The organism is Chryseobacterium sp. SC28, from assembly GCF_003932955.1.
Lineage (GTDB): Bacteria > Bacteroidota > Bacteroidia > Flavobacteriales > Weeksellaceae > Epilithonimonas.
The window spans coordinates 1-12,496 of record NZ_QOVY01000002.1 but is presented as its reverse complement, the minus strand read 5'-3'; the positions used below and the strand labels follow the sequence as shown (position 1 = coordinate 12,496).

13 protein-coding genes are annotated in these 12,496 nt (G+C 41.5%); 9 read left to right on the top strand and 4 right to left on the bottom strand.

All coding sequences use genetic code 11. The annotated features are described in order from the left end of the window. The 4 genes from rseP to DTW91_RS01585 all read right to left on the bottom strand — a co-directional run bounded on the left by rseP (position 1) and on the right by DTW91_RS01585 (position 4,628). Complete coding sequence (gene rseP, locus DTW91_RS01600; protein ID WP_125201678.1) at positions 1-1,482, bottom strand: RIP metalloprotease RseP; 1,482 nt, start codon at positions 1,480-1,482, stop codon at positions 1-3. Between the two features lie 261 nt (positions 1,483-1,743). Continuing rightward, positions 1,744-2,181 (bottom strand): DUF6646 family protein, encoded by a 438-nt coding sequence (locus tag DTW91_RS01595; protein ID WP_125201677.1) that lies wholly within the window; start codon positions 2,179-2,181, stop codon positions 1,744-1,746. Between the two features lie 93 nt (positions 2,182-2,274). Then, a complete protein-coding gene (locus tag DTW91_RS01590) occupies positions 2,275-3,288 on the bottom strand; it encodes a cytochrome d ubiquinol oxidase subunit II (protein ID WP_125201676.1) in 1,014 nt (337 codons plus the stop codon). Then, complete coding sequence (locus DTW91_RS01585; RefSeq protein WP_125201675.1) at positions 3,285-4,628, bottom strand: cytochrome ubiquinol oxidase subunit I; 1,344 nt, start codon at positions 4,626-4,628, stop codon at positions 3,285-3,287. Before DTW91_RS01585 ends, DTW91_RS01590 begins: the two co-directional genes overlap by 4 nt. A gap of 233 nt (positions 4,629-4,861) precedes the next feature. On the opposite strand from DTW91_RS01585, the gene pgi reads away from it, so the two are divergent. From pgi to DTW91_RS01540, 9 genes are all read left to right on the top strand, one after another. Continuing rightward, a complete protein-coding gene (gene pgi, locus DTW91_RS01580) occupies positions 4,862-6,505 on the top strand; it encodes a glucose-6-phosphate isomerase (protein ID WP_125201674.1) in 1,644 nt (547 codons plus the stop codon). A 42-nt stretch (positions 6,506-6,547) separates the two neighbouring features. Next, a complete protein-coding gene (locus DTW91_RS01575; protein ID WP_125201673.1) occupies positions 6,548-6,769 on the top strand; it encodes a hypothetical protein in 222 nt (73 codons plus the stop codon). After that, positions 6,759-7,049, top strand: coding sequence for a type II toxin-antitoxin system RelE/ParE family toxin (locus tag DTW91_RS01570; RefSeq protein ID WP_125201672.1), 291 nt, complete (start codon positions 6,759-6,761; stop codon positions 7,047-7,049). Before DTW91_RS01575 ends, DTW91_RS01570 begins: the two co-directional genes overlap by 11 nt. A 31-nt stretch (positions 7,050-7,080) precedes the next feature. After that, entirely contained in the window at positions 7,081-7,965 is an 885-nt protein-coding gene (locus DTW91_RS01565; RefSeq protein WP_125201671.1) for a bifunctional 5,10-methylenetetrahydrofolate dehydrogenase/5,10-methenyltetrahydrofolate cyclohydrolase, read from the top strand. Between the two features lie 78 nt (positions 7,966-8,043). Further along, a complete protein-coding gene (locus DTW91_RS01560) occupies positions 8,044-8,676 on the top strand; it encodes a 7-carboxy-7-deazaguanine synthase QueE (protein ID WP_125201670.1) in 633 nt (210 codons plus the stop codon). A gap of 9 nt (positions 8,677-8,685) precedes the next feature. Further along, entirely contained in the window at positions 8,686-10,056 is a 1,371-nt protein-coding gene (locus tag DTW91_RS01555) for an exopolysaccharide biosynthesis polyprenyl glycosylphosphotransferase (protein ID WP_125201669.1), read from the top strand. Between the two features lie 31 nt (positions 10,057-10,087). After that, on the top strand, positions 10,088-10,840 hold the full coding sequence (locus tag DTW91_RS01550) for an MlaE family ABC transporter permease (RefSeq protein WP_125201668.1): 753 nt from the start codon (positions 10,088-10,090) through the stop codon (positions 10,838-10,840). Continuing rightward, positions 10,840-11,652 carry an ABC transporter ATP-binding protein gene (locus tag DTW91_RS01545; RefSeq protein ID WP_125201667.1) on the top strand — a complete coding sequence of 271 codons (813 nt, stop codon included), beginning with the start codon at positions 10,840-10,842 and terminating at the stop codon, positions 11,650-11,652. The genes DTW91_RS01550 and DTW91_RS01545 overlap by 1 nt, the downstream gene beginning before the upstream one ends. After that, entirely contained in the window at positions 11,636-12,274 is a 639-nt protein-coding gene (locus tag DTW91_RS01540) for an outer membrane beta-barrel protein (protein ID WP_125201666.1), read from the top strand. Before DTW91_RS01545 ends, DTW91_RS01540 begins: the two co-directional genes overlap by 17 nt. The last annotated feature ends 222 nt before the right edge of the window (positions 12,275-12,496 follow it).

The following is a 12,496-nucleotide window of genomic DNA, read 5'->3' as shown; positions in this document are numbered from 1 at the left end:
TCAACTTTTTTGCGCGAAAGCCTCCGCTATCCATTTAACAATATCATTTCCAAATATTAACAGCATCAATCCCAGTAAGAAAATCACGCCCACCATTTGTGCGTTTTCCAAAACTTTTTGGGGAACGGGCTTGCCGGTAAAGATTTCCCACAAGGTAAACATCACGTGGCCGCCGTCTAATCCGGGAATCGGAATCAAATTAAGAAATGCCAGCCAAACGGAGAACATCGCGGTAAAACTCCAGAAAAATTCCCAATTGATGGTTTCGGGCATTTGTTTGATGATGGCAATGGGGCCGCCCACTTTTTTGTAGCCTTGGGTTTTGGTGTTGAAGATGATTTTAAACTGTTTGATCTGCATCGTCAAGACATCAATGGTGCGTGTAAAACCTCTCGGAACAGCCTCTGCAAAACTGTATTTTTTTACGGTTTTACTTTTATCCAGCGACTTTTGAGCCTCGGTCATATCAAAGCCGAAACCAATTTTCCCTTCCTGATCTACCTCGGAAGTGATCGTTATGGGCTTGCCGTTTCGGATAACATCCAAGCGCACTCTGCCGGCTTTATTGGCTTTAAGAATCTCTCCCACCTGATCGTAAAACGGGGTTTCCTGGCCGTTGATGGCAACGATGCGGTCTCCTTTTTTCAATCCGGCTTTGATGGCGGGCTTATTGGGCACCAAACTGTCTACCACAGCGGGGAAGCGGTTCATAAAATATAATTTAGCCTCATTGGCGTGCAAAACTTCGGCAACGCCATCTTCGTTGACAGGGAAAGTGACTTCCTTGCCCCCTCGCAGAACAGTTACATTATCTGCAAAGAGCATATTGATGCTGGCCGTTTCCATTCTTTCCGCGGGTTTTCCGTCTATGGCCAGGATTTTATCTCCGGTTTGTAAGCCCATCTTTTTTCCTGCGTCAGAAACTGCGATGCCGTTTTCGAATTTCGAATTGTCGTGGAAGGTTTCGCCCTTGAAATAAGAAAGAGAGGAGTAGATGGCCCAGGCCAAAAAGAAATTGACCGTCACGCCGCCCATCATAATAATCAACCGCTGCCACGCCGGTTTGCTCCGGAATTCCCAAGGTTCTGCGGGTTTTTTTAATTGCTCGATATCCATACTTTCGTCCACCATTCCGGCGATTTTCACATATCCACCGAGTGGCAACCATCCGAGGCCGTATTTCACGCCGCCGTGTTTTCGCCAGTCGTTGTCGGGCAGTTTGGAAATATCTATGGGCCGTACTACTTTTTTTCCGTCTACGATGACTTCTTCTTCGGTAGGCTGGTTTTTGGAAAGGAATTTATACTCCCATTTTCCGTTGATCTTTTTCATAGCAAAAAGCGAAAAACCAATATCGAAAAACAAAAAGAATTTTTCTACTCTGGTTTTGAACCATCGGGCGGGTAAAAAATGACCGATTTCGTGCAGGGTTACGAGTATAGATATACTTAATATGAATTGGAATATTTGAGTAAGTGTCATTGACTAAGGTTAGATTTATAAGTTGTCAAAGGTAATCATTTTAGTCAGAAACTATACCAATGTATTTCATCTGGCGCGTTCCCGTCTGAAGTGACCTTTATTGTTGGGAAAATAGGACAAATATTCAGATGATTATCTGTAAGAATACAGAAGGACGGATTTTTTAGTCGTGAGATGGCGGGCATTTGGCTTTGTTTGCAAAATGAAAAACAAAAAGCAACCCTTTTTTTGAGTTGCTTCTGATAGATTAGAATTATTCGATCAAAAATTGAAAGAAACACCAATGCTTCCGTTGTTTCCGGCTTCGATGTAAGCGCCAATATTTTCATTGAAGAAATATCGGACGCCCAGACGGACGCCCAGCCCAAACTCCTCACCCAACAGCCCAAGATCTACACCGGGATAAATATCCCATTCGCTGGGAAGACTCAGCGGATCTTGCAAATGAAAATTGACCCGGCCAAAGATAAAGAAATTATTGTCTTCATTGTCGTCCTTATAATCGCTAAAGTAGAAGTTGGCACCTCCTCCCAAGGAGACGATTTTGGATAAACCATAATCGTACGTTCCCGTAATCCCGGTTCCGTTTCCCCATGCACTCAGCCCGACTTGTAGCTTCTGGTCCCCTTTTCCCGTCCATGCCTGCGCATACGAGAGTACTCCGGCACATAGTGCGATTGTCAACAGTAGTTTTTTCATAAGAGTTTATTTTAAATTATTAACTGTTTTACTATCAAAATTAAGACCAATATAGAAAATATCGATTATGTAGTTCTTTTATTCCTCGTACTCCTATTGGTTGGTTTTGCTTTGCCTTTCGAAGGATATGATCAAATAGAAAAGAAACGGCAGGATAAAAATACTTCCCAAAAGTAATGCCCAGCCCAACATCTCAATGGTATTGGGAGCAGCACTTTCATCAAAAAGAGAGAGAGAAGTGCCGTTTGCAAACAGGATAACATCAGGATTGTGTTGATAGGTTGCGGCAACCAAAATCATTACAATTTGAAAGCCCGCTAAGAACCGAGCCAGAATAAATTTATGTGTTTTTATGGCATCATTTGTAAAAAGCAAACTGACTGTGGCTAATGTGATTGCCACGATTCCCAATGCTTTCGAAAAGATCCAACTCAGCAAAGGAATATCGGAATAATAAGCGCTCACAAAAACCAGCAAGCCGGTAATCACCACGTAGAAAGCTGTTTGGCCGGTCTTACGTATCATAATCGGTAAGGAATCACTGAATCTGGCCTGATGAAGAGAAAAGATGGCAGCCAAGTAGGCACAGAGCGCTGCGGTAAAAAGACCGACACAAACTCCAAACCAGGTGAGCCAGCTAAAAATGTACAAACTCAAAAAATCTTTCGCATCAGGATTGATGGATCTGGAAATGGTAGCAGCTCCAATGACGCCCAGAAAAAAAGGAGTCAAAAGACTGGAATAATAAAAGATCTGAGTATAAAGTTTTTGCCAGTCGTCTTGCACCGCATCGTAACTTCGAAATGTAAAGGCTGTTCCGCGCGCAATAATTCCGACCAGCATCAAGGCTAAAGGAATATGAAGATAGGTGGAAACAGTAGCATAAATAGTGGGGAAACCAACAAACAGTATTACAATGGCAATTATCAGCCACATATGGTTGGCTTCCCATATCGGAGCAATCGACTTGAGCATAATTGATTTTGTACGCTCCCGGTAAGATTTTCTCGAGAATAGTTCTATGATGCCAACTCCAAAATCGGCACCCCCCATAATCAAATATAAGCAGATAGAAACCCAAAGAAAAGCAATTACAACATAGATCATTTTATTTGATTTTTTGATTTATAATTTGGATCGGTAGGGTCGTACAGTTTCGGAACCATTTTGATTTGCCTCACTAATAAAAAAACAATAATTAAGGATAGCGAAATGAAGACTAGTGTGAAAAAGTAAAAAGAGTACCGGATGCCGGGCATCGGTGTCACAGCATCTATAGTTCTCATTATTCCGTAAATTATCCACGGCTGCCTGCCAACTTCCGTCACTGTCCAGCCGGCCTCAAGAGCGATGTATCCAAAAGGAATTGCAACTACGAAAGTTTTTAGAAACCACGGCTTTATAAGCCAATGCTTTTTCCAGAAACTGGCAATAAGATACAAAATGCCAATGATCATCATCACGGTTCCGAAAAATACCATAATTTGAAAAGCATAATGAACGACGGCAACCGGTGGCCATTCGTCTTTCGGAAAATCTTTAAGGCCTTTTACTTCCGAATTGAAGTCGCCGGTAGCCAGATAGCTAAGAAACTTGGGGACTTTGATGGCGTATTTTATCTGTTCGTTTTCCTCATCCGGAATGCCGCCAATGACGAAACTTGCACCTTTTTCGGTTTCGAAATGCGCCTCCATTGCCGCTAATTTTATGGGCTGCCTTTTTGCTACAGATTTAGCGGCAATATCGCCACTGATAGGCGCCAACAATGCGCCGAACACTGCAAAGCCGGCAGAAATTTTGAAAGCCTTTGTGTGAAAATTAACATTTCTTTTTTTCAATATCATCAAAGCGTGAATGCCCGCCACTGCAAATCCTGTGGCTGCAAATGCCGCCACAGACATGTGGAACGACTGCGGAAACCAAGCCTCGTTGAACATCGCTTTTATAGGATCGATGTTCACATATTTTCCATTAATATAATCGAAACCTGCCGGACTGTTCATCCACGCATTCGCTGCTACAACAAGAATTCCCGAGGCCAGACCGCTGACGCCGACGATAACGCCGCAAAACCAATGGAACCATTTGTTGAACTTTTCCCATCCGTAAAGAAAGAAACCAATCGCAATCGCTTCTATGAAAAAAGCCGTTCCTTCCAGTGAAAAAGGCATCCCGAAAATAGGACCCGCGTGTTCCATAAACTTGGGCCACAGAAGACCTAACTCAAAAGACAGCATCGTCCCGGAAACGGCGCCGGTGGCAAACAGAATCGCCACGCCTTTGCTCCAAGCTTTTGTAAGCCCTTTGTAAACTTCGTCGTTGGTCCTGAGATATTTGTAATGAGAAAAGGCCATCAGAAAAGGCATCACCATCCCGACACACGAAAATATGATGTGAAAGCCCAGCGAAATTGCCATCTGAGAACGTGCAGCTAAAAAATCATCCATAAGCTTATTTTGATTGTAAAGTTAAGTTTAATTTAAATATTTTACCACAACTAATATTAAGACAGTTTAACATTTGATAACAAAGAGACGAATCAAAAAGATGTGGCTTATTTTTTTCTTAAATTTGCAAATCTTTGTAGAATCATTTAAAATGCAAAAATTAGAATAATAAATGATCTATAATATGTTTATTTCAGAATTTTAAACGCTACAACCTAAGATCAAGAATTAATATGCTGCCAAAAATAAATCCCCTAACGACTACCGCCTGGAAAGCTTTAGAAGTCCACTTTGCCACCCACGATTTCGAACTGAGGACTCTTTTCCAATATAACGAAAACCGCTTCAAAGAATTTTCGCTGGAAACAGAAAATTATCTCTTCGATTATTCCAAAAACTTGGTTGATTCTAAAACCATCGAATTATTGCTGAATCTAGCGAAAGAAACCCAATTGGAAACGGCGATCGAAAAAATGTTCACCGGAGACAAGATTAACGAAACAGAAGACAGAGCTGTTCTACACACGGCCTTGAGAGATTTTTCTGATAAAGAAATTTTAGTTGACGGAAAAGATATCAAACCCGGCATCAAAAAGGTTTTGAACCAGATGAAAACTTTTTCGGAATCTGTGATTTCTGGTTCTCACAAGGGTTTTACAGGGAAAGAGATTACGGATGTTGTCAATATTGGAATTGGAGGCTCCGATCTTGGACCCGTGATGGTCTGCTCTGCGCTGAAGCATTTCAAAACCAGATTGGATGTTCACTTTGTTTCCAATGTGGATGGCAATCACTTGGTGGAGGTGGTCAAAAAGCTGAATCCCGAAACCACACTTTTCATCATTGCCTCCAAAACATTCACAACCCAAGAGACGATGACCAATGCGAATTCTGCAAAAAAATGGTTCCTGAAATCCGGTGCTGCCGAAGCCGATATCGAGAAACATTTCGTGGCGTTATCTACTAATATTGAGGCGGTTAAAGGATTTGGCATTGCGGAAGAAAACATCTTCGAATTCTGGGACTGGGTTGGCGGCCGCTATTCACTTTGGAGCGCCATAGGTTTGAGCATCGTTTTATCTGTGGGCTACGGAAACTTCGAACAATTGCTCAGAGGCGCCCACGACACCGATTGCCATTTCCGTACAGAACCGTTCGAAAGAAATGTTCCCGTTTTGATGGGGCTTTTAGGAATTTTGTATCGCAACATTTTTGCCGCAGGCACTTATGCCATCTTGCCATACTCTCAATATCTTGACCGTTTTGCGGCCTATCTGCAGCAAGGTGATATGGAAAGCAATGGAAAATCGGTGGACAGAAACGGCGAATTTGTAGAATACGAAACGGGACCCATCATTTGGGGAGAACCGGGAACCAATGGCCAACACGCGTTTTATCAGCTAATTCATCAAGGAACCGAATTGGTGCCGGCAGACTTCATCGCCTACGCCAAATCGTTGAACGAAGTGGGCGAACATCAGGAAATATTGCTGGCCAACTTTTTTGCGCAGACAGAGGCTTTGGCCTTTGGGAAGACGGAAGAGGAGGTATTCAGCGAACTGAAAACGTCCGGAAAATCCGAGGAAGAAACCGAGTTTTTATTACCGTATAAAGTTTTCGTGGGAAATACGCCGACCAACTCCTTTTTGTTCAAAGAATTGACACCGTTTACTTTAGGGCAATTAATTGCCTTGTACGAGCATAAAATTTTCGTTCAGGGTGTGATCTGGAATATTTTCAGCTTCGACCAATTTGGGGTAGAATTAGGAAAAGTATTGGCCGGAAAAATCATTCCTGAGCTGGAAAGCGAAGCCAAAGTGGAAACGCACGACAGTTCTACAAACGGACTTATTAATTATTATAAAAGAAATAAGTAAAAAAAAGAGGGTTTTCATTAATTTTGATTAAAATTTAATGCTATGACACAGATCACAATCCAATTGAAAGACAAAGAAGAGGAAACTTTGGTAGAAACTTTTCTTAAGAAAATGAAAATCCGTTTTGAAAAATCGGACGAGGACGATTTTGAATTGACAGATGAAATGAAAAGGGTGATAGATGAGAGATTACGGGAGAATGAAAATACATATTTGGATGCTTTTGAATCTCTGAAAAAAATTTCGGCTAAGCATGGCATATAAAATCGTCATTTCTCCTGAAGCAGAAAAAGAAATAGATCATGCTTTTGAATATTATGCTGAATTTTCTAAATCAGCAGGTAAATCTTTCAAAAAACAGCTTTTGGATTCGTACAAGAAACTTAGGTTAAATCCTTTTTATGAAAGAAGATATTTGAATGTGAGAGTCTTGCCATTTCCAAAATATCCATACATCATTCTTTTTCGTATCGATGAATTAAAGAAAACAGTTTATATTCTCTCCGTTTTCTGCACCCATCAAGATCCCGAAAAATATCCTTAATAATAAAATCTAAAAAGTAAAAGCAACAAAAATGGCACAAATTCTAGATGGACTGAAAGTTTCAAAAGAGATAAAAGCTGAAATCAAAGAAGAAGTAGGCCGGATCCTCGCTCAAAAGAAGAGAGCGCCGCATTTGGTTGCCATTCTCGTGGGAAACAACGGAGCAAGCCAGGCTTACGTTAATAGTAAAGTGAAAGACTGTCGGGAAGTTGGTTTCACTTCTTCATTAATAAAATTTCCGAGTACGGTTTCAGAATCGGAGTTATTGGAGAAAATTGATGAACTGAATAAATCAAAAGCCGTTGATGGATTCATCGTTCAGTTGCCGCTTCCAAAGCAAATCGACCAAGAAAAGATCATTATGGCCATTGACCCCAGAAAAGATGTGGACGGTTTTCACCCCGAGAATTTTGGGAAAATGGCTTTGGAAATGGATACATTTTTGCCGGCAACCCCATTTGGAATTCTGACTTTGTTGGAGAGATATAGCATCGAAACCAAAGGTAAAGATTGTGTCATCATCGGCAGAAGCCGTATTGTTGGCAAACCAATGAGCATCTTGATGGGAAGAAAAGACTTCCCGGGAAATTCTACCGTGACGCTAACGCATTCGTACACAGAACGGATAGAAGAATATACTAAAAAAGCCGACATCGTGATAACTGCTTTGGGCGATCCCAATTTCCTAAAAGGAGATATGATCAAACAAGGCGCTGTCATCATCGATGTAGGAATCACCCGCGTGGACGACGATTCCGAAAAAGGCTACCATCTGGCTGGCGATGTGGATTTTGAAAGCTGCGCCCAGAAGGCCGGTTGGATCACGCCGGTACCCGGAGGCGTAGGGCCGATGACCCGGGCGATGCTGATGAAAAACACGCTCATTGCCTACAAAACCTCTGTTTATAATGATTAATTTTTAAAAAGAATACCTCAATTTTAGGAGAAGCCGACAGAGTCCTCTCCTTTTGGAGAGGGATTTAGCGAGAGGATAATGACTAAAGAACAAGAAGACATCTTATTAAAAGAAGGAAAAATGCTCCCCGTGATGGAGCATTTTTACACCATTCAGGGCGAAGGATTTCACGCTGGCAAGGCGGCTTATTTCATTCGTTTGGGCGGTTGCGATGTGGGTTGCCATTGGTGCGATGTCAAAGAAAGTTGGGACCCAAAGCTTCATCCGCTGATGAACGCCGAGGAAATTGCTGAAACGGCGGCAAAACATTGCAAAACCATCGTTTTGACAGGTGGCGAACCACTGATGTGGAAGTTGGATATTCTGACCGCGAAACTGAAAGAGCTGGGTTGCACCATCCACATCGAAACTTCCGGCGCCTATCCGATGAGTGGAAAGCTCGACTGGATCACGCTCTCGCCTAAAAAGACCGGACTTCCCTTAGCGGATATTTATAATGTTGCAAGCGAACTGAAAATGATCATTTTTAATCATAATGACTTCAAATTTGCCGAGGAGCAAGGCCATAAAGTGACTGAAAATTGCGAACTCTATCTTCAGAGCGAATGGAGCAGGCGCGATCTGATGTATCCAAAAATTACAGATTTCATTTTGCAAAATCCGAAATGGCGATCTTCCATCCAAACGCATAAGTATCTTAATATTCCTTAACTTTGATTTATGCAGCGCCTTCGGTATTCCAGATATTTTAAAACATTTGTGATCCTATTAGATCTGATTCTTGTAGCGGCTGTTTTTTGTTTTTATTACTTTCAAAATTTCGAAATAAAATATGATTCCGAAACGCTGGAGCAGAATCTTCTCTCCATATTGCTTCTTTGTTTTTTCTGGCTTCTGCTGAGTGGCAGAACCAAATTGTACCATATTCCGCGGAATCTGACCTACACCATTTTTCTGGAAAGAATACTTATTCATGTTTTTTTCTTTTTTATAGGCGTCGTTCTCTTGGGCAAAGTAAGCAACAACAACTTTCTGAAAACCGAACGCTTCTATCTGGCAGGAATCCTTCTACTGGTTGTGATCCCGATTAAAAGTTTCATCTATTTCTTGTTGAAATATATGCGAAGCATCGGGATCAATCATCGGAATGTGATGTTTATCGGCGAGAATGCTTCCACCGATATTCTTAAAGAAATTATCAAACAAAGAAAAGACTATGGCTACCGCCTTTACGACTATCCGGCAAAGGACTACGATCTTCAAAAGATTATAAAATTTTGGAAAGATAATGGCATTCACACTATTTTTTTACCATCGGAAAATCGTCTGGATCAGTCTTTTGAGAACCATCTTTTCCGCCAGGCAGAACTGAATAAAGTGAAGATTTCCCTAGTTCCGAACATCATTCAAAATGATTTTTTTGAATATGAATTCAACTACATAGAGACGGTTCCCGTGTTGTCTCCGGCCAAGTTTCCGCTGGATTTTTTTACCAATGCTGTTATCAAAAGAATCTTTGATGTCCTATTTTCGCTAATCATTTTAGTAGGAATATGTTCTTGGTTGTTTCCGATTATTATGATATTAATTAAACTGGATGACGCCAAAGGCGCGATATTTTTTGTTCAGAAAAGATATGGATTTCACAATGAGGTTTTTAACTGTATTAAGTTTAGAACGATGAAGTGCAACGGGAACAGTTCCGATAGGACGACAGAGGTCAACGATGAACGGATCACCAGAATAGGCAAATTTCTGCGAAGAAGCAGTTTGGACGAGATGCCCCAATTCATCAATGTCCTGCGGGGAGAAATGTCCGTCGTGGGACCGCGCCCTCATATGCTTCTCGTAGATGATTTTTACAAGCCCAAGATCAGCAGATACAGCTTGCGCAGCATGGTAAAACCGGGCATTACGGGCTTGGCACAAGTGAGCGGCTTGCGCGGTGACGAGGGAGACATGAGAATCGGAATGAAAAAAAGAATTCTCGCAGATACGTTTTATGTGAAAAACTGGAGTTTTAGCATGGATATTGTTATCATCTTGAAAACTTTATTTCTCATAATTGTTGGCGACAAAAATGCGCGCTGATATTTATACGAAAAAAAACTACTTTTGTTTTATGCTAAAACAACTATTTGTATCTGTAGGAGAATACGTTTTGCTCATGGGCAAGGCACTCAGAAAACCGCAAAAAAGAAACGTCTATCTCAAACTTCTTGTCAGAGAGTTCTACGACTTGGGGGTGAATTCTTTTGGTCTGGTTCTTTTTACTTCATTCTTTGTGGGTGCCGTCGTGTCTATCCAGATGTACAACAACTTCAGCGCGTCGTCATTCCCTATTCCCAACAGTTTTATTGGGTATGCCACCAAAGCGGTACTGATTTTGGAATTTTCTCCGACGATCATCTCCGTCATCCTCGCGGGCAAGGTGGGATCCTATATTGCCTCCAGCATCGGAACAATGCGTGTGACGGAGCAGATTGACGCCTTAGACATTATGGGCGTCAATTCTTCAAATTTCCTTATTTTGCCGAAAATAATCGCCAGCGTGGTTTTTAATCCGCTATTGATAGCCATCAGTATTGTCGTGGGAATCATCGGAGGATATGTTACCGGAATTGCTACCGGCAACTGGACCAAAGCCGATTATATCACAGGAGTACAGATGTATATGCCAACGTATTTTATTTGGTATGCCTTTGTCAAAACCGCCGCTTTTGCATTTTTGATTGCAACGATTCCTGCATACTTTGGCTATAATGTAAAAGGTGGATCTCTGGAGGTCGGAAGAGCCAGCACACAGGCTGTAGTCTGGACGATGATCGCCGTCATTGTGATGGATTTAATATTAACCCAAATGCTACTCAGCTAATGATAGAAGTAAAGGAACTCAGAAAAAGTTTTAACGATGTGGAGGTGCTGAAAGGTATCACAACCACTTTTGAAACAGGAAAGGTTAATTTGGTAATAGGACAAAGCGGATCCGGAAAGACGGTTTTCCTCAAATCACTTTTGAACGTCTATGAACCATCCGGCGGCAGCATCCTATTCGACGGACGAGATATAATGAAAATGTCCCGCGAGGAGAAACAAGGGCTGCGAGCCGAGATAGGGACGGTTTTCCAAGGCAGTGCGCTCTTCGATTCGATGACCGTGGAGGAAAATGTCAGTTTCCCTCTGGATATGTTTACAAACCTGACCCATCGCGAAAAGAAAAGAAAGGTGCTGGAAGTCATCGGTAGAGTAAATCTCGAGAATGCCAACAAGAAATATCCATCTGAACTCTCGGGAGGAATGCAAAAAAGAGTTGCCATAGCAAGAGCAATTGTCAACAATCCAAAATATCTTTTTTGTGATGAGCCCAACTCCGGACTGGATCCTTACACCTCCAATGTGATTGACGATCTGCTTCTGGAAATCACCAAGGAATATAATACCACCACCATTATCAATACGCACGATATGAATTCTGTAATGACCATAGGAGAGAAGATTCTCTACCTCCGATTGGGAATTAAGGAATGGGAAGGAGACAAAAGCATGCTGACAACCGCCAAAAATAAAAACCTGATAGATTTCGTTTATTCATCAGAATTGTTCAAGCAGCTTAGAGAGTTTATGTTAGAAAATAATCAGACTACTTTAATTAACGAAAAATCCGAAGACGATGAAAAAATTTATTAGCATGATAAGTGTTTTGGGAAGTTTATACACTTATTCACAAGTGACTTTTGGGATGAGAGCCAACGCCGTTTTAAACACCTCCTCGGCAAGTTGGGACAATTTCAAGGGTGCCGTCAATACCGCCGTTGATTCAGATGGCGATACCGCCGCAGGTTTTAACGTGGGTATTGCCGCGAAAGTAGATTTTCCCGCAAGTGGCTGGTTCGTAATGCCAGAAGTCTACTACACCTCTTTTAAAAATACGGTGGAAACCACAGAGAACGTCGAGATTGAAGCCAAAAGCAACAGAATTGATGTGCCGGTTCTTGTTGGGCATAATTTCTTGTTGGGGAGATTGGCGGCATTCGCAGGACCCGTTGCTTCCTATAATTTATCAACCGACAATACCTATGGGGGTTTTGTAGAAGATGCAAAAAACGAATTCACCATCGGCTATCAAATTGGCGTTCAGGCTACGCTTTCCAAATTTGTAATCAATGCCAGATATGAAGGGGCGTTCTCCGAAGACAGCAGAAAGTTCATCAACGCCGGCTCCGATCTTGTGGCGGGCGATGAAACAGAAATTAGATACGACAACCGACCCAGCATGTTCCTGATCGGCGTCGGATACAATTTTAAATAAGCATTTTGAAAAATAAGAAGGCTGGAAATATTTTTCCAGCCTTCTTCATTATATAGACCTTAAAAATTCACAAAAACATTTATTGTGAGAGAATGATTTTGTAATACAAAAACCTGTTGTGCATTTAGGATAAATTCATTTTAATTTTGTTCAAACTTCTTTTGAAAACAAAGAAATTGAGATATTGAATCATTGTAAAAGATGTGATTTTGGAGGTAATTC